The organism is Paenibacillus sp. FSL H7-0940, assembly GCF_037979415.1.
GTDB classification, from domain to species: Bacteria; Bacillota; Bacilli; order Paenibacillales; family Paenibacillaceae; genus Paenibacillus; species Paenibacillus amylolyticus.
Window position 1 is genome coordinate 2,538,017 of the sequence record NZ_CP150280.1, and the last position, 25,193, is coordinate 2,563,209.

Below are 25,193 nucleotides of genomic sequence, written 5' to 3' on the forward strand. Positions count from 1 at the left end.
CCTTTATTGCGTACGAAATAGATACCCTGGATTTCACATAAAGCCTCACCTCCTTTACAGGTCTGGTTAGGGATCAATATGAGTCAAAAGAGATAACAGATCAGTCTATAATTTTTTTCTTGGAAGTTTAGGAGATTGAATGAATCGGATTAAACCATGTGAGTGAATAGTTTGGGTGTTTGAATAATCCAATGAGAGTGAATGTCTATAAGCATTCATGTGGAAGGGTAATCTGGAGCGTTAGCAGAACGCTTGCTAAGGAGTCGTGGATATGACTTTCGATCGTAATTCGAGTGAGTAGTTAAACATTTTAATTACATATAATAGTCGATTAGGAATTTAATTGGATTTTATTGGTATAGTATAAAATCATTATTCGATATATACAAGCACTTTATTGAAAAATATAGAAAATAAGTCTATTTAATGCTTTTATGTGTCTCATGTCGCTTACGTATTTCAGCTTATTTTTCGTATTCATGCATCTTTTTGATGAATAATAATTTGTAGTAGTTCTATACAACCAAGACCTGATACTCAAAATTTCAAATCAAGAAAAAAACGACATGAGAACTCTCATGTCGTTCATCTCAAAATTTATATCTCATCATGTAATGTTCACGCCGCCACTTGCATAGCCGACAACCGTATTCACAAGTGTGAGTCCAGCTGCTGTTGCCGAGAACACCAGCAGCAGACGTGTCTGTGCAGTCACAGGTATAGTCAATCCGGTTGTTATGCCATTGGAGATACTACCCAATGCAATAATACCGGTGAGTGGAGGTGCCAGTGTAACAACCGCCCCCGGAACCGCAGTAAATGCATTATCAGGAGTAGGTGAACTGAATAATTGCGCAGTGATGGTCACCGTTGAACCAACTAAGGCCAAGGCTGCTGTGGTACTGAAATAGGCAGCAATCGAAGTTATAACGCCATCCCGTGGGACAGAGAATGCAAAGTTAATGAGTGGTCCGACAATCGTTCCCGTTAAATCAATCGTGCCACCCAGAATGCTGACTCCTGTTGCAGAGCTGCCGAAACCGATAAGGCTTGTCGTTCCAACCAGTCCACCAAGAATCGTTGTTAATATGGCAGGCCCGCCAGAAGCAAACGGTATGATGGCTCCAGAACCCGTAGCCCCAGTAACACCGGTGCTGCCAGTTACTCCCGCAATCCCAGTTGCGCCGGTAGTCCCGGTTACCCCTGCAATTCCCGCTGCACCCGTATCTCCTGTCACACCCGTTGCCCCGGTAGCCCCTGTGACTCCCGCAAGTCCAGCTGCACCCGTATTCCCTGTGACTCCGGTGGCTCCTGCTACGCCAGGATCACCTGTTGCTCCTGTAACGCCCTCTGCCCCAACAGCTCCTGTACTCCCCGTTGCACCTGTCGCTCCTGTTGCGCCACCTGCTGGGCCTGCCGCACCCGTTGCGCCAGTAACACCTGTCGCACCTGCTGGTCCCTGGGCACCAGCAGCTCCCGGTGTACCAGCTGGACCTACACCACCCTGAGCACCAGCAGCGCCAGCCGGGCCTTGTGGACCAGGTACGCCCTGAGGACCCGCTGGTCCTGCAGGTCCTGCCGGACCTTGACTGCCTATGTTTCTAAGCCCTGTTGTGATAGCCAATTCGGTCGCCCGGATCAAAATGACCAGTTGATCTTTCTCAGCCGAATCGATATTCCCCTGTAAAATGACAGATAGGAGCACATCCAGCAATTGCTGCAAATTGGTTCCCACACTGATCGGAGAAAATGGAACGGCCTCTGCAGATACAATGGTAAGCTCCAAGATCGCTTCGAGATCTGCCTTGGTTCCCTTTTTCAAATCCGAGCAATGAACCAGAGCCAGTAATTTACGCAGTACCTCAATCAGAAGTGAAACATTGTGAGGCGTGGGATTGGCAAAAACCTGTACAATTGCTCCCTTCAACTCACCAATTAATTTGAGAAGGAATTCGGCTTCTTTGTCAAAACACTTATGATGGTGGTTATTGTGATGATGATTGTGGTGGTTATGATGGTGCTCGTGATGGTGTTCTTTGTGCTGCTCTTGGGGATGGTCACAGTCCTCAGCTTTTTTTTTCTTAAATCCGCTCCAACCATATCTGATGCGTTTCTTTGGTTTCATCTTTTTAGCAGATCCTCCTTAGTGAGTCTCAATCATTCCATTACAGGCGAACATCACTGGTTTGATGATATCAGTATATTAGCAAGCAAGAATTTCGTGATTATTATATAAGTAAATTTCCGAATTACAGTTTTCAGCTTGGAGGAGCCTCCATTATCATGGAGAGGATTTTGCATGGAAGTCAGCCTTATGTATAACCCAACCAAAAGAGCGCTATCCGATGAGTACAATACTCCTAGATGCGCCCTTTTTATATTTACAGTATTTAATTTATCTTTGTTGATTAGTCCAATTTAATTTTGAAAACAATAGGCGCATTACTTTTCACAGTTGTCGTTGTGATCATCAGTGCGTCCGCTGTTCTCTCCCATTTCGGTTGTTCCTCGTAACCAAGTACCTGAATATCTTGAATGACCCCTTGAAAATGGTGAGAATTTTCCTTCAGGGATTTAATCTGCACCACCCCGTTATCTGGATAGGCAAGAACCGTGGCATACAGATCGCTTTCTTTTAACGTAAACCGTATATCTTCACTCGTAAATATCTTCGTATCCCCATCCGTGAATTGCCCTTCCTTCACCTCTGTCGGACCCTCGCCAAACGTACGCCAGAATGACGTGTCATAGATCGCTTCCCCATTCACTTCCAGCCACTTGCCAATGCTCAGCAAAATCTCACGATCTTCTTCCGGTATGCTGCCGTCTGCTTTGGGTCCAATGTTCAGCAGTAAATTTCCGTTTTTGCTTACAATATCGACGAGATCCCGAATGATCTCTTCAGCCGTTTTATAGTTATTATTTTCCGTATAACACCATGAGTTTTTAGCGACAGCTGTATCCGTTTGCCAAAAATAGGGCTTGAGCTCAGCGAACTGTCCCCGCTCCACATCCGGAACGGCACTACCAAACATGTAGGCCTCATGTTTATAATTGATAGCTACAGGCACGCCCCATTCTTCGCCTTTGTTATAATAATAGGCAGCAAATTTCTTCAGATAGGGTTTGAACGCAACCGTTTGAATCCACCAATCAAAATAAAAGACCTTTGGCTGATATTGATCGACCAGTTCACAGCAGCGAATCAACCAGTCCTCCAGATACTCCTCGGTTGGAGGTGAGTCATACAAGTCGAAGTGATCCTTGGGTTCAGGCATGGCAGGCCAATAGAAATCCCCACGCTCCAGGGGTTCCTTAATGTCTGAATCAAACTCCTTCCCGTGAGACATGAAGAACCAGTGCTCGGCGCGGTGAGACGACACGCATAAGGTCAGCCCCTGCTTCTCGTATGCAACCTTCATTTCACCCAGAAGATCCCGTTTGGGGCCCATTTCATATGTGTTATAGTGAGAGATAGAGCTTTTGTACATCTGAAAACCATCATGGTGCTCAGCCACAGGCATAACATATCTGGCTCCAGCTTGTTTGAATAACGTTGCCCATTCGTCTGCATCGAACTTCTCTGCACGAAACATTGGAATGAAGTCTTTATATCCAAAGTCCTTATGAGGTCCATACACCTCAAGGTGATGTTCATAAGCTTTGGTGCCTTGTATGTACATATTTCGCGAATACCATTCGCTATCATAGGCCGGTACAGAATATAGCCCCCAGTGAATGAATATGCCGAATTTCGCTTTTGGGTACCATTCAGGAACTTGGAAGGTGCTAAGCGAACTCCAGTTGTCCTTGAATTTACCGCTCTCAATCGTTGCTTCAATATGTTGCAAATATTCGTTTTTGTCCATGAGATGTTCTCATCCCTTCTGTTATTGTCTTTAGTTGTATTGTAGTGCTACGACCGAAGGATAGACATGCAGAACACTAACTTTTAGATGGACAATAATAACCTTGTATGGAGATGAAAAGTATGAATCACCAAACTTTGCTTACGAACTACCTGTCCAATCTCCAAGTCGAATTATTTATGGTCAATTACAATCGGTGCGATACGGATTGGCGGGATCTGGATTACACGCCCGATTACAGCAAGTTTTATTTCATATGCGAGGGTGAAGGTTGGCTCAAAATTGGGGATGAGGAGTATTATCCTGCGCCTAATCAGCTTATTTTAATGCCAGAGGGGATCAAACAGTCTTACTCTGCCATTAATGAAAGTCCTTTTCTCAAATATTGGTGTCACTTTAGCGCGAAGGTTGGGGGAATCAATCTGTTCCAAATTCTGAAATTCCCACACATCTGTACGATAGATCAACCTGAGTTGATTCAAGCAATCTTCAGCAGTATCCTTACATATGCAAAATCCGATGAAGTCTATGGCCATATGATGGCCAAGAGCAAACTAACCGAGCTACTGTCCCACTATATAATGAATCTGGATCTGGATCAGATCTCTTTTATTAACGTGCCTGTCATGGAGAAACTGTCCACCATTCTGGCTTATATTGATTCCAACATCGAAGAGAATATTTCGGTTCAGGATCTGGCCCAGATCGCCTACATGCATCCAAATTATTTCATTCGATTCTTCAAGCAGCAGATCGGAGTTCCTCCGATCCTCTATATTACTGGCAAAAAAATCGATAAAGCCAAGGAGTTGCTGGCCTGCACCCCGAACACAATCACTGCCATCGCCGAGCATCTCGGTTTCAGTGATTTGTATTATTTCTCCAGACAGTTCAAAAAGCATACAGGGCTCACGCCCACGGAGTACCGCAAACAAAAAACGGTACTGACAACGTAAGACGTAAGCCCTGATGCTCAGGTATGTTTACTTATTGGGATGAATTAAAATGGACATAACACTTTTGCTTTCCATTTGAAAACATAACAACTCTTCATTTCGTAGCTTGGTCTGCACATTCGCCGTTTCTTCCCCATCATTGAAGAGGACTACAGCTACGGAACCATCGGCATTTTTAAAAGCCACAGAACAAATTCCATCATCACTGGATGTTGATTCGATCCGAACAGCCTTCGGGCGGATCACAGCACTGAAATGAGCCAGAGCATAATAATCAAGTGTATACGTAAGTTCCTTTGTTTGCTGATTCACCTGTACGATCCCACGACACGTACTGCGGCCAAATCCCGGAACGGTTGGCCCGTTGTTCTCATCAAGTGCCATATTCCAAAGTACAAAGGACTTGCTGTAATTGTGAAGAATCTGAATTCCCGTTCGCATCACATTCGAGAAGGCTTGCTCAAATGGCGGGATCCACTCTCCACCCGAACCTTCAGTGAAATGCACTTCTTTACCTGCAAAAGCTTCATAAACCTTCGTTTGAGCAGAAGCATCGCCCCCGTACCAATGCCAGGCTACACCATCCACTTCCTCTCCCGCTTGTTCAAGTACGGTCAGGGGATAGTCCGGTTGATCCCAGTTGTGATCGTAACAGAGAATCTTGGTTTGAATATCGTTTTGCACAAAGGCTGGTTTGAGATGGTTTTTGATAAAATCTGCTTGGGCCTCGGCTGGCATCAACATACCAGGATAGTGCCCCGGTTCATAAAGCGCCTCATTCTGCGGTGTAATGGCATGGATCGGTAATCCATGCTTGCCATACGCTTGAATGTATTTCACGAAATATTCAGCATAAACGGGATACCATTCAGTCTTTAATTGTCCGGTAATCATGGATCCGCTCGTTTTCATCCAGCCGGGTGCACTCCATGGTGAGGCAAATAGCTTCAGTTCAGGGTTCAATGCCAACGCCTTTTGCGTTAAAGGAATAACGTCCTCTTCATCATGTGCAATGCTGAATTGGGTTAATTTCGGGTCTACCTTCTGTTCTGGCATATCGTTATAACTGTATATCGTTCTCGCATAGTCCGAAGCTCCCATCGGATTTCGGATGACCGAGAGCCCAATCCCTTTCTCTGGATGGAACAGCCGGGTCATAACCTCTTCCCGCTGCTCCTCACTCAAGATTTGGTTGATCAAATAGGCAGATGAATCGGTAAAAGAAGCACCAAATCCGTCCATCTCCTGATACGTTAACTGATCATCCAGATGGATGGTCGTTTTCTCCTTATCAGCATCTAGTGGTTTCAATTGCTCTTGGGATAGAGATACAAATAAATCTTCTTCACCCGTAGATTTGTACATTTTGAATGTCGTCATAGGATTCTCCTTTGTATTTCTATTATTGAATGCCTAGTTTCTCTTTGTTCAATTTCATCTTTTCACTGCGTACCTTCACAATCTCTTCCCAACGGTTCTCACCTAAAAATGACTTGTAAGAAGCCAGTGCATTGTCATACGAGGCATCATCCTTGGACCGTACCATACTGACCAGCGTTGTATTCCACTTCGTATTGATTGCTGACAACGCACGAGCTTCAGGTGTCCCTTGATCAGGGCTAATATTCTCAAGAATGAAGTGTGGTTTCAGCTTGCCTTTGCCCCACTCCTGCATCTGTTTAATCGCTTCAGGAAAAGCATCTGCACTGAGTGCTTTGTGGCGGTCATGACCAAAGAACATAAACTCGCCCATCCGATAATCCTTTTTGAATTGATCTGCGTTATTCAGTTGCATGTCTTTCACTGCTGGCAGCAATTCTACACTACCGTCGGCTTTGGTTTGGTAGGTTTCCCCCTCGATCCCGTAATTCATAAGCGTCTGTCCTTCTTCACTCAGCAAGTATGTGAATATCTGAATGGCCTTGGCCGGATCTTTACAGTCCTTAGAAATGAAATTGATCATCCACCCGGTTATTCCGGATTGATTCAATGTTGGTGCATTGCCTTTGGTACTCTGCGGTCCATCGATAGCAACATATTGTTTGCCTGGATTGGCACTCATGTAGATTTGCAGGTTTCCTCCTTGTTGAGGTGTACCGTCAAGCAGCATGGTCGCATATTTACCGGACTTTACTTTTTCCTCAAAAGCCGTACCATCATCCGCAAAACTGTCATCACTGATATTGCCGTCTCTATACACGGTGTTCAATGTTTTCAACCACGTGAGGTAATCTTCATCCAGATTACGATCATAGAATTCTCCTGATTCGGTCTCCAACGGAACGCCGATGAAATCTTGTAACGTATCCCCTAGTGAACCTGTTCCTTCACCAATGGAGTTGAATCCAAACGGGATCAGCGCAGGGAACTCTTGCTTAATTCGTTTCATCACACTCTGGAATTCATCTGGCGTTCCAATGACCGGACTACCCAAAGCTTCGTACACATCTTTACGAATGATAAATGCCGTTTTGGCAGGAATGTTACCGCTATCATAATCCTCCTGTGTATTGGAATAGTTCGGGTAACCATAGGTTTTACCATCCGCCAATTGGAACCAGTTCAATGTATCGGCAGCCGCTACTTTATTGAAGTAAGGATCATATTTTTCCGCCAGATCGTTCAGCGGCATCGCCCAGGTTGCAGCTTTTTGTACCACAGGAGAATTGGAGTCAAATACGGTCAGCAAGTCAGGCATATCTCCACCGGCGAAAAAGGTATTTAACTTGGTATCATCACCTGTGATGAATTTAATATTGATGTTCAGATCCTCTTTGATTTTCTTGGTAACAATGTCCTTGCCAAAATCGGTGTTCCACCAGTCCGCATTGACGTACCATGTCAGGTCGGTAGCCTCTTCCTTTTTATCCAACTGCCAAGCTGGCTTTTCCGGGTCGACCGTATAACGATCTTCAATGGATACCCAGTTCCCTTCACTAGAGCCACCCGATCCACCACTGCAACCTGTAATCATAAGTACGGCTGTGAGCAGTGTTGCGAGCAATCTAATCCCTTTTTTGCCTGATGTCTTGTTCAACTTCAACATATTTTTGTTCCTCCTCAAAATGGGGTATTGGTTGCTCCTATTCCTTGACTGCTCCGAGCATCATTCCCGAGATAAAGTATCTCTGAACGATGGGATAGATCAGCACGATAGGGAGTGTTGTAATGACAATGGTGGCTAACTGCACGCCTTTGGTCGTTGTTTCAATAACAGCTGAACCCCCGACATTTTGCATGGATTGTGTCTGTGACTGTACGATAATCTCGTACAACATCATCTGGAGTGGATACAGTGACTGATCGGTAATGTATAACTTGGTTGTCATGAAGTCGTTCCATTGCCCCACCCCATTAAATAGCGCAATCGTAGCCATGGCAGGCATGGAGAGTGGAATGAAGATTTTCAGGAAAATATGCCAATCGCCTGCGCCGTCAATCTTGGCCGATTCTTCCAGAGAATCCGGGACATTCCGGAAGAAATTCATCAGAATCACGACATCATAGAAGCTGAATAACGCCGGGATAATGTACACCCAGAAGCTGTTAAGCAGGCCAAGTGATTTGATTAACAGATACGTCGGGATCATGCCACCGGAGAAGAACATTGTAATAACACCCATGGCAACGTATAATTTACGGCCTCTTATGTACTTTTTGCTCAGACCGTAACCAACCATGGCACAAAAGAACACATGTGTAACAACGCCAATCGTTGTTTTGGACACCGATATGAAGAAGGCCTGCCAGATGCCCTGATCATTGAATACAGCTCTGTAATTCTCCAGCGAGAATTCCGGTGACCAGAAGATGAACCCACCTTCCGCCAACGCTTTGCCTGAGCTAAAGGAAGAGATGATGACATTCCAGAGCGGAACCAGAATAACGATCGTACAGATGATTAACAAAATCATATTTAAGGTATCAAAGATCCGACTATCGAGATCTTCTTTTGCCACCTTTCCATTCACGCGGGATGCCTCCTTCTACAACACAGATTGATTATCGTTTAATTTGCTTGTGATTTTGTTTGCCGTGACGAGCAGAATGACAGAGATGATGGAGACACCCAAGCCAACGGCCGTTGCATATGAAAAGTCACCCTGAGACATCCCCATACGGTAGACGTACGAATTGATGACTTCCGCTTTATCGCGGTTCTGGGAGTTCATGAGAACCAGGGTCTGATCCAGATTTGACCCTAATAAACCGCTTACAGTTAAAATCAGATTTAGGCTTATGATTGATTTCATGTTGGGCAATGTGATATTCCAGATCTGTCTAAGACGGCTTGCACCATCAATTTTGGCAGCTTCATAATACGTTGGGTCAATCTTTGCCATGATCGCCAGATACAGAATCGTTCCCCAACCTGCTTCTTTCCAAATATCCGATAACGTAGCAATCCACCAATACTTGCCTGCATCCAGCAAGATGTTCTGCGGTTGCGAGATCACTCCCAGGCTAAGTAACAACTGATTAAATAAGCCCGTTGTCGAAAACCAGGTGATCAGCATTCCCCCAAGTACGATCCAAGACAAAAAGTGAGGTAAATATGAAACCGTTTGCACAAACTTCTTGAATCGTCCGCTGTTTAACTCGTAGATCATGATTGCGAGAATGATCGGAATGACAAACCCAATACCTAATTTCAAAAAACTGATCCCCAGCGTATTCACGACCGCATCCCAGAAATATTTGTCTGACAAAATGATTCTGAAATTATCCAGCCCTACCCAAGGAGCGGTAGCCAGCGTATCAATGACCGTGTAATTTTTGAAGGCAATTGTCAAACCGTAAATCGGGATATAACAGAAAATAATCATAAAGATAATGCCTGGGATAATCATCGATTGAATCTCCCATTGTCTCCGATAATCGACTATGAATTCTTTAATCCGTTGTCCGATGGGTTTCTTCCCATTGGGACTGATCGCATTTTTACCGGTTGATGTCTCTACGGCTAATTTATCCACGTTTTTTTACTCCCCTCCATCATACATACATTTATATAAAAACGTTTTTATTTTTCGACATAAAAAACCCCTTTGTTTTTATTTATGTAAAAAAAGACCGGAGAAGAAGCTGAGTCAACTTATGTACGGTAGTCTTTCCGGTCGATCTTCACATGGCTTGAACCTCTAACCACCAGCTCACCCGCCAATTTTTGCGCAGCCCCTTGTTCTTTCTCCTTAATCATACCCACCAGTTGATTGATTGCCAGGATACCCTGTCTTGCAATTTGATTTCTTACCGTTGTGAGTGGTGGAGAAAAATACTGTGCGATATCAATATCGTCAAAACCCACGACACTAACATCTTGAGGCACTTCAAAGCCCTCAGACTTCAACGCATGCATACAGCCAATTGCACTCAAGTCATTCCCTGCAAGAAATGCATCAGGTCGCTTGCCGGGGTGCAAATGAAGAAAAGATTTTATCGCACTATACGTGCTCTCCTCCTCAAAATACCCTTGTATAATGTAATCTTCATCGATTGGAAGCTGGTATTCATGCAAGGCAGCCAAATAGCCGTCTCTACGCTGCACACTGTCAAACATCGTATCCACACCCGAAATATAAGCAATTTTCTTGTGCCCCAGCCCAATTAAATACTTGGTAGCTTCATAAGCCGCCACGTACGAGTCAAAAATGACACTTCCCATCGTATCGCTCTGATAGACCCGATCCAGAAAAACCGCCTTGATCTTGTCTTTCTCCATTGCGATAATATCTTGCTCATCAATCCGAAGCTCTTCGTAGATAATGACACCATCCACCCGCCGACCCAGAATATTACTCATAATAACGTGTTTATCCTTGGTCACAAATACATTCAAACCATACCCAAGACGATCACATTCGCGAGACATTGACTCCACCAGCTTATAGAAATACGGACCCGATACACTTGTAGTGAAAAAACCAAGCATTTTGGTTTGACCGGACTTCAACAGCTTGCCATTCAGATTGGGCACATAATTTAAACGCTCTGCCACCTTAAGAACATGTGATTTTGTCTCCGGGTTCAAGACATCCACACCATTTAAGGCGTTGGAGACCGTAGATATGGATACGCCCGCTTCCCTTGCTACATCTTTAATCGTTATCTTTGCCATAAGTTTTGTTCCTTTACTATAAAAACGTTTTTATAATATTTAAATTATCATAAAACCGTTTTCATGGCAACACTTTAATTTGCGAGTTCAAACATCATGTACTTTATTCATAGCTATATGCCACTGAGGGCGCAAAAAAACGGCTCATGTATGAGCCGCCGTTCATGAAGCTTTAGCTTTCTATTCCTCATCCTGGATATACATGGAGTGAATCTGTTGCAACTGCTCTTCCAGACGTTCCAAGCGAACAAAACGATCCGCTCGAATATATTCCTTCTGCTCCACAAGCATGATCATTGTTGGAACGGTAAAAATAAGAAACTTGGAAGCAACTTCTTCCACGTCGTTAGCATTAATGTGACCGAGGTATATTGATGGATAAGGTTCAAGCAACGCCCTGATCTTGGGGAGTAAAGCGTGACATACACTGCACTCTGGACGAGATACATACAAAAAAACCAATTCATGTTGTTGAATAACTTCTTCAACCATTTCTATGGATGTTAACTCATGAATATCTTTCATAGAAGCTCAACCCTTTCAATCATTCAATAGCTTGCTCATTTAAACTTTTTCTTTTCAAGTATAGCCTATATGCGTTAGAATCAAATGGAATATATCCCCATATGAAAGAGGTTATGGTATGAAAAAATCATTCTTATTTCTGTTCACTGCCCTGGTTGTTGTTACTTCCTTCTCGGCGTATACACCTGTGTCGAATGCCTCAGGCGATATTGGAGTCAGCTTATTGTCCGATCGTCAGCAAGGTACAGTAAAGTAGAACTTGTACAGAAAGTAACAGGCGACAATTCGGATAACATCTGAATTAGTCGCCTGCTTTCATTTATTCTTATTGATTTTTATTTCCAATCTCTCTTTCGAAGATAAGATTCGAATACAAAAGTACCAAACGGCAGTAGACCGGCGAGTCCACCCATCAGCCAACGTGTTATCTTCCACTTTTTGACCAGAGCCAAATGCACTAGTGCAATAAGATACAAAGGAAATAAAATACCATGAATCATGCCCATTACGGCTACAGCGGAAGAGATATCTGCAAAATATTTCAGAGGCATAGCAATAAAAATCAATAAAAGTAAGGATACGCCCTCCCATATGCCCGCAATTCTGAATCGGCCTGTCACTGTCTTCATAAAGTCCATTCTCACCTTTCCTGCTAATCGTTTGTGAAATATGTAACTTGTAACATGATACAAAAATCTCACGCCACATCTCCGTACAGATATGTCGTTCTGAAGCTCATATTCAGTATAACGTATGACTCCGATTTGAAGATGCTTCAAATTTGAATAATTATTGAATCCATAAAATCAGATTCCAACATCAGTCTTATGGATTCAAGTCGTCTCACGCTCAATCAGCTGGTATGTCAGCTGTTCGGTCTGCAACTCCATTTTACCCAATACGGCCCACAATTGATGGAAAGCCTGGGTAGCTTGCTCCGCAATCGGATTGTGTATGGTCGTGATTCCAAGAACACGGGAAAGCTCGATATCATCAAACCCCACAATGGCGAGTTGTTCCGGTACCTGAATTTTCCGTCTGCGTGCTTCACTAAGAATGCCGATGGCTGCATAATCATTGGAACATAATACGGCCTGTGGAAGTTCTGGCCCCTCAGCCATTCTTCGCATCGCTTCTTCGCCATCGGAGGAGCTAAATACGGAATATTGATATGCTTCAGTCCACACATGCAACCCTCTGCTCTTCATGAAAGATTCATAGGCTTCACGGCGGCTCTGGGTATTCAAACTTTCAGCCCTTCCAAATACATTTGCAATTCGGGTGTATCCTCTCGAAACCAGATGCTCCAGAGCTAACTTATACCCCTCTGCCTGATCCATAGCAACAGACGGAATCTCGTCATTCCCCATTCGCTGCCAGGAGACAATGGGCCCATACTCCATATAAGCCTTTAATTTCCGAGGATCATTAACACAAGCAATAATAACTAGCCCATCGACTCGTTTACTGCGCAGATCTTCGAACGCCTGCAATTCAATCTCCGGATCTCCACGGGATGTATAGATAATCGTCTGAAACCCAAAATCCATGGCTGTATCAATGAATTGATTCATGAATGTAAGAATGATCTCACCTGTGGTAGAGGTCACAATTCCAATCTGCTTTGTTTGCCCTGTAGATAACGATATCGCATTCCGGTTGGGAATATAATTCAACTGTTTCATAATATCCGTTATGATCTGTCTTGCTTCATCACTAACATGCGGAGAATGATTAATCACGCGTGACACCGTCGCTTTTGAGTAACCGGACCGCTTCATAATTTCATCAAACTTGGACATCGGAGACTCCCTTCTTGCTAACGAACTATAGAATAATAGTATGCATCAAATCTGGGTCAAAAGTAAAACTTGACGTGTAACCCGTTACAACGTTTAAGCTTTTTTTATGTCATATATGAACAACCTCTTAATATCAATTTGATGAATGGAGCGATACACATGAGCAACTCTCAAAATCATACTTATCAATTCCCGGAAAATTTCCTGTGGGGTGGCGCAATTGCAGCCAACCAGGCTGAAGGTGCATACAATCAAGGCGGCAAAGGATTATCTACTCAGGATGTAGCTCCCAAAGGTATCATGGGACCAATCACGGAAGAACCAACCGAAGATAACATGAAACTGATCGGTATAGATCTGTATCATCGCTACAAGGAAGATGTGAAACTGTTTGCCGAGATGGGCTTCAAGGTATTCCGTACTTCCATCGCCTGGTCCCGGATTTTCCCAAAAGGGGACGAGCTGGAACCTAATGAAGAAGGTCTGCAATTCTACGACGATCTGTTTGACGAGTGTCACAAATACGGGATCGAACCACTGGTTACGCTGTCCCACTATGAGACACCTCTTCACTTGTCCAAAGAATACGACGGCTGGGTTAATCGGAAAATGGTTGGATTCTATGAGCGTTATGTAACTGCCGTATTTAAACGTTATAAAAACAAAGTAAAATACTGGCTTACCTTTAACGAAATCAACTCCATTCTCGAAGCGCCATTCATGAGTGGTGGTATCTACACACCTAAGGAGAAGCTTAGCAAGCAAGATCTGTATCAAGCGATCCATCATGAGTTTGTAGCCAGCGCTTCCGCTGTGAAGCTCTGTCATGAGATCATTCCTACGGCACAGATTGGTTGTATGATGCTCAGTATGCCTACCTACCCGCTGACACCAAATCCAGACGATATGATTAAAGTCATGGAATTCGAACACAGCAACTATTTCTTCGGTGATGTACACGTAAGAGGTCGCTACCCTGGTTATATGAAACGTTACTTCCGTGAAAATGGAATCGAGATTCAGACGGAAGCTGGCGACGAGGAAATGTTACTGAATACAGTAGACTTTATCTCTTTCAGTTATTACATGAGTATCTGTCAGACAGCAGACCCGGAGAAACAAATCGCAGGTGAAGGTAACCTTCTTGGGGGTGTACCTAACCCTTATCTGCCAGCAAGTGAATGGGGATGGCAGATTGACCCGCAAGGATTGCGTTATGTGCTTAACATGTTCTATGACCGCTATCAAAAACCACTCTTTATTGTAGAAAATGGTCTTGGTGCTGTTGATGAGTTGATCACGGGTGCGGACGGCGAGAAAACAGTTGAAGATGACTACCGCATCCAGTATCTGAATGATCATCTGGTTCAGGTTGGTGAAGCCATTGAAGATGGCGTTGAAATTATGGGTTACACTTCATGGGGTTGCATTGATGTTGTCAGTGCGTCTTCTGCCCAGTTGAAAAAACGTTATGGCTATATCTATGTGGATCGTCATGACGATGGATCAGGAACACTCGAACGTTATCGCAAGAAATCCTTCCATTGGTACAAAGAAGTGATCAGCAGTAACGGGAAAAGTTTGCAGCGTTAAGGATCTTTAAGCAAATGTAACAGTTACCTTCTTCTATCCCTCAGACTAATCACATGAAAAAGTGTCGGTTATACGATACCTTGGCATGTTTTCTGTCTGGGGGATTTTATTTTTATTTTCAAAAAGAAACACCCGATGATACACATCGGGCATTCTCATTAGCGACTATCACGTTGTTCACTATTTATTCTTCACTAGATGTTCTTCACTACATCCCTGCTGTACTTGGTTTTGTCTTCTTCTGTTATCTTGCGAATGACCCTGCAAGGATTACCCGCAGCAATCACACCAGACGGTATACTCTTGGTCACTACGCTCCCTGCGCCGATGATCGTATTATCTCCAATCGTCACACCGGCTAGAACTGTCACACCGCCACCGATCCACACATTATTGCCCACCGTAATGGGTCCAACGATCTCCAGACCTTCATTGCGCTGCTCAACATCATAAGGGTGGCCTGCTGTATAAAATCCGCAATTTGGCGCAACAAAAACGTTATCTCCAAAACTGATTTTGCCTCCATCTAGCATGACAATATTATGATTGCTATAGAAGTTCTCACCAATTTCAATATTATAGCCGTAATCACATACAAATGGCTGTTCAATCAGGAAACGATCCGTCGTTTTCCCCAGCAGTTTCTTGATTAACGCTTCTCTTTCATTGATCTTGGCTGGATGGAGCTGGTTATAATCGTAACAAAGCCCTTTGGCATGTAAACGCTCTTGAATTAACTCTTGATCATAATTGGCGTTGTACAAGAGCCCTAATTGAGATTTCTCTTTTTCAGTCATCATTTCGTAAGCACTTCCCATCTTCTATCTAAAATAAATTAAAGCTCAATCTCTCTAATAATTCTAGCAGGATTACCGCCCACGATCATATTATCGGGAACATCCTTTGTAACCACAGACCCGGAAGCAATGACCACGTTGTCTCCAATGATAACCCCCGGATTAATAACGGCTCTACCACCAATCCATACATTATTGCCAATCGTGACTGGCTTGCCATATTCTGCACCCGTATTGCGTTCATGCGGATGGAGTGGATGAGTAGCCGTATAGATATGTACATCTGGTCCCATTAAGCAATGGTCTCCAATACGAACTTCACACACATCTAATATCGTACAGTTAAAATTGCTATAAAAATGATTGCCTACATGAATGTTATATCCATAATCCACATGAATATTAGGTTCCATGCCCAGATGTTCACCTGTAGATCCCAACAGTTCCTTCAATAACTTGGTGCGAAGCTCACCGTCCGTTTCCGTCGTTTGATTGAACGTCCGCGTCATTTTCCTTGCATACTCTCTGTCCTCAGACAATTGAAGATCCGAAGCCATGTACAGCTCGCCATCCAGCATTTTTTTGTTTTTCCGTCTTCGTAGTCATGATCACCGCTCCCTCATTACACATCATGTAATTCAACATTAAATAATACTTTTAAAAACTCTTTTAATTATAAAAATTAGTATGAATAAAAAGCAAGTTTTGCTCGATATGAAAATGGTTTATTCTACTGACGCGTACTCTAGCGAAACAGCAAAAAAACCTCTACACCCATTAGACTATGGGAATGCAGAGGTTCAAGCTTTTTGTCTAATTTCTTTATTCTAAGCAACCGCCTGAACGGTTTTTTCCTTAACGCTAATGGCATAGATGGCAGTCACCAAACCAAGCAGAATCAGAACAGAACCAACCCATCCGGTGTTCAGAATCGATGAATGATCGATCACCATGCCGCCGATATAGGTACCCAGTGCAATACCTGCATGTGCAATACCTGAGTTGGTGCTGATTAGCGTTTCGGCTGTTTCCGGCGACGTTTTGATAATGAGACTATTCTGTACAGGCGTAACGGTCCAACTCAGTGCACTCCAGATGCTTAACAATAACAAGAAGGCGATCAAAGGCAATCCCACACTGAACGGAATGACAGCCATACTCACGATAAAGGGAATCAGCACAATGATAATGGCTTTAGCAGGATGCAGACGATCGGATAACATGCCCCCGATTCCTCCCCCTGCAACAGCGGCGATCCCAAACATCATATAGATAAAGGTGACCATCATCGCACTGGCACCCAGCGTTTCTTGCAAGAATGGCGTGAAATACGCATATAAAGTCAAATGACCCGCAAGCACAAGCAAAGTTGTAGCATGGATTGCCAACATTTTTGGATTCCACAGAGCCGTAAGCTGTTTCTTCAGGGATACAGCAGGAATAGGCTGTACACGATCCATCGCAATCCAGATGGCCACCATGACCACTGCTGTGAGAATAGCGATCAACATAAACACCTCACGCCAGCCTGCCAAGTTACCTACAAAGATTCCAAGAGGTACACCCAGGATAAGTGATGCACTACCTCCCATCGTAATGATCCCCACGGCGCGTCCTTTATATTGTGGTTCCACAATGCGAGCTGCAAGGGTCAGGGAGAGTACAAAAATAAGTGAACCCGTTGCGGCTCCGAGTGCTCTGCCCGCCATCAGCATATAAAAGCTGGAACTAAATGCAGAGATCAGATTACTGATCAGAAATACAAACAGCGTACACATATATACTTTTTTACGCTCGAATCTGGCCGTCATATTTAATAAAATCGGTGCAGACAACGCATAGACAAGTGAGAAAATAGAGATTAAATACCCGGCTTTCGCCAAGGAAAGATGAAGATCCGTAGCAATCAGGTCCAGAATTCCGCCCAAGATCAGTTCAACCGTTCCGACCACAAATGCTGCGATAGCAAGCACATATACTTTCTTATTCATTTTTTGAATCCTCCTCTAAAAGTTACAACTACGATAGTAACCCATAAGAATGAAAGTTTCAATAGCTATTTTCATGATTGTTTTCAAACAAAGATATAACAAAAAAACTATCCTCCAAGAGAATAGTTTTAATAAATTAATCTGGTGAGCAGTTTCTCGATTTCAGCATCCTGTAACAGTTGATCACCGTATTTTTTGGTAATTTGAGTAAGGGCAACATCATGGTAGAAATAATCAGTCATCGCTTTGACAATCGGTTTGGACATCGTCTTGATCGCTCGCCATGAATCATGCTCCACACCGGCAAACAGCAAATACGCATGATCCACAATAAGCAGCTGTGAAGGTTCTGGCGCATCAAGCAATGGAATCAACGAGTATATCCGGTTTAAGGATGTCTCCATTCCCCCAACGGCAAGCACTTCAACGTACACGCCCTGCTTTTCCTTCTGCTCCAGCAGTTCACGATATTTCTCCATTCGCTCATTCCACGCCAGAAAAAGAATCGATGAATCTGCTTCTTCGATAAGCTGTTCTATATTCGACGCGATGGATGACTCATCTTTTAACGTCCAGATATGTTCATCGGTGAATGTACGTTTGATTTTGTAACTTTTCAATTCCTCAATATCTTTCTCAAAATCAGCCTTGATCTTATGAATAATAGACTGAAGATCCACAGCCATATATAGTTTTTTCTTCCCATCCATCGTTGTCAGCACCGTTCCCTTGTCGATCAGGCGATTAAGTACTTCATAGATTTTGGCTTTGGGAACGTTGGAGTAATTTACAATCGATGTGGCATCAAGCGGTTCATCCTGCGCGAATATAGCCTCGTATACCTGACTTTCATATTGTGTAAACCCGAATTTCTGCAACATGGTTTGGATCGGCGCATCCCTTCTTAGTGTGTCTGGTCTATCTAGTTTAGACGCATGAACTTCCCATGTCCAGTTTATTCCACGTGGCTATGTCCGATCCCAAAAGCGCTGCTGGGTCATCGCTTGAATGAATTGCTCTGCAAACGCCGCAGGCTGCTGTTCCACAATGACGCCAGGTTTGCCTATAATGCCGACCGGCTGGATCACCGCTGCACCCGTCGGTGTAGCACCGATCGGTTTGAAATGATTGTACGTTTCGATCGCATAGGATCGGGTGTATTTCTGAACATAATCGTTTTCCTGCTGTCCTCCAACAATGAACAGACCATCATATACCAAGGGCGAGCCGGTCAAAAAGCTGTCGTCCACCTTGAGCTCCACATTCCCCGTTCCACGCACCACACCCTGTCTTTCATGTACAATGACCGGTTGAAGTCCCGCTCCCTTAAGCTCTTCCAAAATGTATTGTGTGCTCGGGCCATCGAACCCTTCCCCAACAATCACTCCGACACGCAATGTCTTGGGAGAAAACACCGTATTTGCCATGCTGAGCGCAGGTGACGACTTCGTCACTGGAGATTCAGGGACGTTAGGTACATTGACTCCGAGTTCCACGGCCAGAATAGTCGCCAGCTCCGTGCTGATATGACCTAACATATTGACAACCTGCTGACGAATGGAAACATCCTTTACCTTCCCAAGTTCAAACGTGAGTGCTTGAATAATATGGCTTCTCTCCAAGCCTGTCATGCTATTCCAGAATAGACGTGCTTGCGAGAAATGATCCAGGAAGCTGGGTGCCGTTTTCCTTTCTTTAAGACCTTGCACTGGGGAAGGATATGTCACAAATCCCCCTTTTGTTCCCGGCACAGTATAAGGTGAGTTATTGGCAAGCGAATTGTCATGATAGGCGACTCTCCCCTGATAAATGGTATAGCGAGAGGCTCCATCTCTCTGGTTGTTATGTACAGGGCATATCGGACGATTGATCGGCAGTTCCTGATAATTTGTGCCAACCCTCGCCAATTGAGTATCCGTGTAAGAAAACAGTCGCCCTTGAAGCAACGGATCATTGCTAAAATCAATGCCACGTACGATGTTCCCTGGATGGAAAGCAACTTGTTCCGTTTCAGCAAATACATTTTCGACATTGCGGTTAATCGTCATTTTGCCAATGATTCGCACCGGAATGTCTTCTTCAGGCCATAATTTCGATGCATCCAAAATATCAAAATCAAACTTGAATTCATCCGCTTCCTCCAAAACTTGTATTCCGAGTTCAAACTCGGCAAAATTGCCCGCATTGATGTTCTCCCAAAGATCCCTGCGATGAAAGTCCGGATCAGCACCTCCTAGCTTTTGAGCTTCATCCCACACAAAAGAATGCATGCCAAGTACGGGCCTCCAATGAAATTTCACGAATCTGGATTTGCCTTCATTGTTCACCAGTCGGAAGGTATGTACTCCAAATCCCTGCATCATTCGAAAACTCCGTGGTATCGTGCGATCCGACATAATCCACATGACCATAGCAGCCGACTCCTGGTTATTCGCAATGAAATCCCAGAAGGTGTCGTGTGCAGTAGAGCCCTGTGGAATTTCATTGTTAGGTTCCGGCTTTACCGCATGAATCAAATCCGGGAACTTAACTCCGTCCTGAATGAAAAAAACAGGTATATTGTTGCCAACCAAGTCAAAATTGCCTTCCTCAGTATAAAACTTCACGGCGAACCCACGTACATCCCGATTCGTCTCGTTAACCCCTTTGGAACCAGCAACTTCGGAAAAACGCACAAACAGCGGTGTTTTCACTCCTGGATTCTGAAGAAAATGAGCCATCGTTAACTCTTCAAGTGATTCATATAACTCAAATTCACCGTAAGCTCCATATCCGCGAGCATGCACAACTCTCTCCGGAATGCGTTCCCGGTCAAAGTGAGACAATTTCTCACGCATCAGAAAATCTTCAAGCAGCGTGGGTCCGCGATCCCCCGCTTTTAGCGAGTTGCTGTCATCTGATATTTTAACCCCTTCGTTGGAAGACATCTCTTTCCCGTTATTGTCCCGAAGAAAGGTGTTTCTTTGCTCAATCTTTTTATTCTCATCCATAGGTTCCTTGCTCATCCCAATCACCTCCAGAATATATGTATGGGATTGAAAATGCATTTATGAGTATCTGTTATACCTATGAATTGTTGTGAATTCCACAGGCACTAGATATAAATGGAAGGTGTTAACCCCATTTATTGCTCATGACGTCTTTTGTCTAGCACCTTCTACATCACATTGTCATTTACTATAAAGAATCTAATAGAAAAGAGATGATTAGTATGGCTCGTGTCAATGCTGTTCCGCAACCGGATCTGGTATTAATCTATTGGTCAAGAAATCCCCTCGTCCCTGGTTCTGCGCGCAGAATCCAAAGTGTGCGCGTGATTGGTAATACGTCTCCATGTACATTCACACTGGTTCCCGGTGCACGGCTAATCAATGCACTGAACTGTTTGCTGGACAATGATATTGGATTCAAAGTGGTCTACCGCCATAAAACGTCAGCAATCAGTGGCGTTCTGTTATTAAAACGCAGATAATCAGACCCAAAGAAATGGTGCCTTCCTTTAGGAGAGCACCATTTTTTCGTTCTTTGATCATCAATGGACAGATTTCGAACGCCAAAAAACCGCGATATACGCGGTCTCTTGTTCACGATATGAATTTAATTCAGAATATCCATCACCAATACATTCACTGAATGAGCTGTTAAGTTAACGACCACCGATGTATCCGACAGTGTAATCTCCTGTTCTTGGGGAACCACTTTCTCATCATTCTTCTGATTCACATTCGGAATATGCACCAAATGATCCTCTCCAGTAAGTGTGATCAGTCTGGCTGAAGCATCCACCTTCAGATCCTGAAGGCAAATCCGGGTTGATTTATCTACACCATCTGCATTCACCAGTTTCACATACACATGCCCTGCGTCCTTCGTAACAGAGTGGAATACTTCCCGGTTGTAAGCTTCCAGCTTGTAATCCAGAACCTTGCTGGTATTACGTCCGTCTGTATAGGAGCAAACCAGATTCTTTCCTTTATCTCCACCATAGTTAACCGTGATTGTATAATCGGTTCCATTCTCGAGTGGTTCATAGTTGGCCGCTCTCAGGTTACCTGCTGCCGAACTGGATGAATAGTCTCCCAAGGTGTAACCCTCAATCCCTTGTTTGTACACCTTCACGCCTGTTGCGTTCCCGCCGTAACTAATTGCGTACTCAATGACATCCTTGTTCTCAGGCGAGATATCCGTCAGTCCCACACCGATGTAAAAACCATCCTCACCTGAAATTCTTTCAGCCTCAACGTGAACTTTGTAATTGGTCCATTCGTCATTCAGCAGATACAATCCATTCAATCCACTTGATTGTGCCTTCAAAATGAGTCCTTTTCCTGCGGTTAACGCATATCCTTCCGATCCGGGAATCTGTCTCCATGCCTCACTAGGCTCTGTACGTTCCCTGAAATCTTCATCAAACATCAAACTGCCATCCACATTGGACGTCACTGTAACTCGTTTCACCACGATGTCTGCATGACCCGTTGCAATCTCGATACCTCCACGAGGAATGAGATTCAACGGTTTGCCTTTGCTATAGGTGGAGAATGAAGTCTCAAGCACCTGATCCCCTACATATTTTGCAAAAAGCTGCTGTACATAGTAATTCGGTGTATACCACACGGTTTCATCATCAAACCAGATGCAGTCTGGCGTCCAGCGGTAAGTACCGTCCGTTAGTACTTTGTTGAACAATGGCGCATAGGCAGCCAAACGAACAACGTCTGCATTATTTTCAAATCCAGTCATGATCGCAGCTTCTGCGACCGCTCCTGCCAGCGTGTTTTTGTCCGTGGAAGCATATTCTCCAACAAATACTTTGGATGTTTCTTTCCAATCGATACTTCCGTCTTCAAGATAAGCCCGGTCATAGTAGTTGTATCGATCCGCGTTATTCAGCAAATATTCATTGGAGCGGTAGTAGTGCTCATCTGCAATGGTGTCCATGTAATTGTCCTGATTCTCATACCAGGTTACGGTCTCCTCCATCACCTCTGTGCCATCTGCAAAAGCAACTTGAGCCGATCCGGTGAGGTTCCCACTAAGGAACTTCCATCCTTCCTGGTACGCATCATCATCCGCCTGAGCACCAACCGTCGAGATAATGTGCAGCTCATGATCAGGATAGTTCTGTTTCATGTACTCATCTATTGAATGTTTGAATACTTCGAAGTTGGCAAAAAATTCAGTGCCCCAGTTCTCATTACCTACACCCAGATAACGAAGATCAAACGGTTCAGGATGGCCCATCTGGCTTCGTACAGCCGCCCATTCGTTGTGTTCAAAGTCTGTACTGAGTGCAAAGTCAATCAGATCTGTAAAGTTGCGGATATAATAATCCCTTAAAGCGCCACCCGCAGGGTGAGCATAATCCGAGCGTGCCTGACACAACACACCGCAAGCCATGACTGGAACCGGAGCGGCATTCAGATCTTCCGCCAGTTGGAAGTACTCCATATAACCGAGGCCCATCGTCATCATGTAACCCCAGACATTGTAATTTTCTTTGCGGAGCTCAACCGGACCCACAGAATCCTTCCAGTCATATACGTTATCCCAGATAAAAGATCCCTCCGAGATACATCCTCCCGGAAAACGCAAGAACTTCGGATGCAGATCTGCGAGTGCCTGAATTAGATCTTTTCTCAATCGATAGTTCGGGTTACCTGTGTAGTTGGCATGTGCTGTAGCCGATATTCCCTCTTCTTTCGGATCAGCTCCCCATACATTCTGAGGGACCAAGGACACCATATCTATGGAAATGTCACCTGCAAACGTAAGTGCCAGTTGACCAAGTACAGTCTCCGTTCCGGTTAGAGACAGACCGTATTTCTTCCATGTCTTCCCACCTTCAACATGAAGTGTTACCGAATCACTGATGGAAGTGTCACTTCCATCCTGCAATTGAACAGTGATCGTTCCTGCCAATTCTGCTTTTGCCCATACGGTAAAGTCATATGATTCACCCTGCTTGATGGACATGGCACAATGCTGGTTGGAGTCTGAGAATCCACGATTCCGAATCGTAGCCCCATCCTGAACCGTTACATAATAAGCATTTACTTCAGGGTCTTCCACGTTAAAATGAACGTTTAGTCCATCCGTATGCTGTACGCGCATTTTCTCGGTGTCGCCTGACCAGGCAAACAAAGGTTCACGATTTCGACCTGTCGAACAACCACATTCTCCAGAGTCATGCGAGTACGTATCAAATGCAAAAGACTCAAATGATCGATTCTGAACAAGCTCTGCATAGATTCCGCCATCTGCCGCGTTGTTAATATCCTCGTAGAAAAGTCCATACATGACTTCACTGATATCCGCCACCTTCTGATCTCCATGGATAGTGACCGTGTAAGGCGGGAGATGCGCTGGCACAACAGACACGTCAAAGCTTTGGCTCAGCTTACGATCACCTCTGTTCAGAAGCGCACGGAGCGTAACCTCTTGTGCTGATGTGATCATCTGAACTTCCCCGCTCTCGGACAAGACTTCCGGCTTACTGGAGCTCCATTCAACAGACACTTTACCACCCAGCAAGTCTGCAGGTAATGATACATCCTTGGTGATGATTCGGTTGGGGAAGGACAAGTACTTGTCCGCCGCAAGCTTCACAATCGCTTCATCTGTCAGTGATTCACACATCACTTCAATGACTTCATCCATGGTGAGCGTTGCCCCATAGATCCGAAAGTCGGACAACGAACCTGCAAAGTCCACATCCGCTGCATACTGGGAACGTCCAATATAATTCTGGCTATAATTCTCAGGATCGGTGAACGAATCAAACCATTCGCGCAATTTGGCATAATTGCCGCTCGACGTCTGACTGATCGAGCCGTCTGCGGCCTTCTCCCCGTTCACATACACAATTGGACCCGCACTGCTCAACGTTCCCCCTTGGCTACCTGCCACGGAGAGCGCAATATGCAGCCATTCTCCACTTGCAACTCCTCCACTTGGGTGGACAACCAGATTATCGCCGGCATATAACGTTCCCAAGAGCTGACGTGTCAGAAACAAATACGGCCCCTTCTCCCCTTTACCAAAGTCAAAAATGCGTTCCCACACATTAGCCCCCTTGCCCAGAAACACCCATGTGGCAATCGTAATTCCCGTGTTATCGCTTACATCACGAAGCAGATTCGAGGGTAATTGCAGATAAGAAGTTCCATTCGCTCCCCCGTTGAAAGTCACCGCCGTTCTGCCTTTCAACTCGGATATCACAGGTAGAATCTCGCCTTTGGCTATACCATCATGTCCCTTACCGGAGCTGTCCTTCCCGATCTGAACGGTATCTTCAAACGTGTATTGTGCAATTAATTGATTTTGATATGTGCTCATGTTCTTACCTCCTATGTAGTTGAAAATTGTCGGTTCACGCTTTTGATTCGTATTAATATAAAATGATTGATAAATAGTTAAACACATTTCTTAAACGTAATAATAGCGCATCATCGATCCCCATTTCAATCCTAAATTTGAGAAAGACAACTGGTTTATTTGAATGTAATGACCTTTATCGGCTCTTCCCGTCTCTTATTTATT

20 protein-coding genes are annotated in these 25,193 nt (G+C 44.3%); 4 read left to right on the plus strand and 16 right to left on the minus strand.

Going from position 1 to position 25,193, the window contains the following annotated elements; genetic code table 11:
• Positions 1-607 precede the first annotated feature (607 nt).
• Entirely contained in the window at positions 608-2,125 is a 1,518-nt protein-coding gene (locus tag MHB71_RS11130; RefSeq protein ID WP_340029600.1) for an exosporium glycoprotein BclB-related protein, read from the minus strand.
• A 283-nt stretch (positions 2,126-2,408) separates the two neighbouring features.
• Positions 2,409-3,869, minus strand: coding sequence for an alpha-L-fucosidase (locus tag MHB71_RS11135; RefSeq protein WP_076317989.1), 1,461 nt, complete (start codon positions 3,867-3,869; stop codon positions 2,409-2,411).
• A gap of 122 nt (positions 3,870-3,991) precedes the next feature.
• On the opposite strand from MHB71_RS11135, the gene MHB71_RS11140 reads away from it, so the two are divergent.
• Positions 3,992-4,825: an AraC family transcriptional regulator gene (locus MHB71_RS11140; RefSeq protein ID WP_340029601.1), complete on the plus strand. Its 834-nt coding sequence runs from the start codon at positions 3,992-3,994 to the stop codon at positions 4,823-4,825.
• 27 nt (positions 4,826-4,852) lie between these two features.
• Here the strand turns inward: MHB71_RS11140 and MHB71_RS11145 are convergent, their stop codons facing one another.
• From MHB71_RS11145 to MHB71_RS11170, 6 genes are all read right to left on the minus strand, one after another.
• Positions 4,853-6,205: a glycoside hydrolase family 30 beta sandwich domain-containing protein gene (locus MHB71_RS11145; protein WP_340029603.1), complete on the minus strand. Its 1,353-nt coding sequence runs from the start codon at positions 6,203-6,205 to the stop codon at positions 4,853-4,855.
• Positions 6,206-6,227: 22 nt separating this feature from the next.
• Positions 6,228-7,871, minus strand: coding sequence for a sugar ABC transporter substrate-binding protein (locus MHB71_RS11150; protein ID WP_340029604.1), 1,644 nt, complete (start codon positions 7,869-7,871; stop codon positions 6,228-6,230).
• 37 nt (positions 7,872-7,908) lie between these two features.
• Positions 7,909-8,796, minus strand: coding sequence for a carbohydrate ABC transporter permease (locus MHB71_RS11155; protein ID WP_017688674.1), 888 nt, complete (start codon positions 8,794-8,796; stop codon positions 7,909-7,911).
• Positions 8,797-8,811: 15 nt separating this feature from the next.
• The gene (locus tag MHB71_RS11160; RefSeq protein WP_200868492.1) at positions 8,812-9,801 is read right to left on the minus strand and encodes an ABC transporter permease subunit; all 990 of its coding nucleotides are present in this window, start codon (positions 9,799-9,801) and stop codon (positions 8,812-8,814) included.
• Between the two features lie 119 nt (positions 9,802-9,920).
• Positions 9,921-10,943, minus strand: coding sequence for a LacI family DNA-binding transcriptional regulator (locus tag MHB71_RS11165; RefSeq protein ID WP_017688676.1), 1,023 nt, complete (start codon positions 10,941-10,943; stop codon positions 9,921-9,923).
• 180 nt (positions 10,944-11,123) lie between these two features.
• The gene (locus MHB71_RS11170; RefSeq protein WP_036670761.1) at positions 11,124-11,468 is read right to left on the minus strand and encodes a thioredoxin family protein; all 345 of its coding nucleotides are present in this window, start codon (positions 11,466-11,468) and stop codon (positions 11,124-11,126) included.
• A 118-nt stretch (positions 11,469-11,586) separates the two neighbouring features.
• Between MHB71_RS11170 and MHB71_RS11175 the strand changes: the two genes are divergently transcribed.
• Entirely contained in the window at positions 11,587-11,724 is a 138-nt protein-coding gene (locus MHB71_RS11175; RefSeq protein ID WP_017688678.1) for a hypothetical protein, read from the plus strand.
• Positions 11,725-11,803: 79 nt separating this feature from the next.
• Here the strand turns inward: MHB71_RS11175 and MHB71_RS11180 are convergent, their stop codons facing one another.
• Entirely contained in the window at positions 11,804-12,097 is a 294-nt protein-coding gene (locus MHB71_RS11180; protein ID WP_036608336.1) for a DUF3817 domain-containing protein, read from the minus strand.
• 204 nt (positions 12,098-12,301) lie between these two features.
• Complete coding sequence (locus MHB71_RS11185) at positions 12,302-13,270, minus strand: LacI family DNA-binding transcriptional regulator (RefSeq protein WP_340029605.1); 969 nt, start codon at positions 13,268-13,270, stop codon at positions 12,302-12,304.
• Between the two features lie 159 nt (positions 13,271-13,429).
• On the opposite strand from MHB71_RS11185, the gene MHB71_RS11190 reads away from it, so the two are divergent.
• Positions 13,430-14,863: a glycoside hydrolase family 1 protein gene (locus tag MHB71_RS11190; protein ID WP_340029606.1), complete on the plus strand. Its 1,434-nt coding sequence runs from the start codon at positions 13,430-13,432 to the stop codon at positions 14,861-14,863.
• A 194-nt stretch (positions 14,864-15,057) separates the two neighbouring features.
• Here MHB71_RS11190 and MHB71_RS11195 read toward each other — a convergent pair whose 3' ends face one another.
• From MHB71_RS11195 to MHB71_RS11215, 5 genes are all read right to left on the minus strand, one after another.
• Entirely contained in the window at positions 15,058-15,660 is a 603-nt protein-coding gene (locus MHB71_RS11195) for a sugar O-acetyltransferase (protein ID WP_340030163.1), read from the minus strand.
• 38 nt (positions 15,661-15,698) lie between these two features.
• The gene (locus tag MHB71_RS11200; RefSeq protein ID WP_340029607.1) at positions 15,699-16,238 is read right to left on the minus strand and encodes a sugar O-acetyltransferase; all 540 of its coding nucleotides are present in this window, start codon (positions 16,236-16,238) and stop codon (positions 15,699-15,701) included.
• A gap of 249 nt (positions 16,239-16,487) precedes the next feature.
• On the minus strand, positions 16,488-17,651 hold the full coding sequence (locus tag MHB71_RS11205; RefSeq protein ID WP_340029608.1) for an MFS transporter: 1,164 nt from the start codon (positions 17,649-17,651) through the stop codon (positions 16,488-16,490).
• A 128-nt stretch (positions 17,652-17,779) separates the two neighbouring features.
• A complete protein-coding gene (locus MHB71_RS11210; RefSeq protein WP_036670754.1) occupies positions 17,780-18,532 on the minus strand; it encodes a helix-turn-helix domain-containing protein in 753 nt (250 codons plus the stop codon).
• 87 nt (positions 18,533-18,619) lie between these two features.
• On the minus strand, positions 18,620-20,641 hold the full coding sequence (locus MHB71_RS11215) for a catalase (protein ID WP_340030164.1): 2,022 nt from the start codon (positions 20,639-20,641) through the stop codon (positions 18,620-18,622).
• A gap of 221 nt (positions 20,642-20,862) precedes the next feature.
• On the opposite strand from MHB71_RS11215, the gene MHB71_RS11220 reads away from it, so the two are divergent.
• Positions 20,863-21,123 carry a hypothetical protein gene (locus MHB71_RS11220; RefSeq protein WP_074094912.1) on the plus strand — a complete coding sequence of 87 codons (261 nt, stop codon included), beginning with the start codon at positions 20,863-20,865 and terminating at the stop codon, positions 21,121-21,123.
• A gap of 125 nt (positions 21,124-21,248) precedes the next feature.
• On the opposite strand, the gene MHB71_RS11225 is transcribed toward MHB71_RS11220, so the two are convergent.
• Complete coding sequence (locus MHB71_RS11225; RefSeq protein WP_340029609.1) at positions 21,249-24,989, minus strand: alpha-L-arabinofuranosidase C-terminal domain-containing protein; 3,741 nt, start codon at positions 24,987-24,989, stop codon at positions 21,249-21,251.
• Positions 24,990-25,193 lie beyond the last annotated feature (204 nt).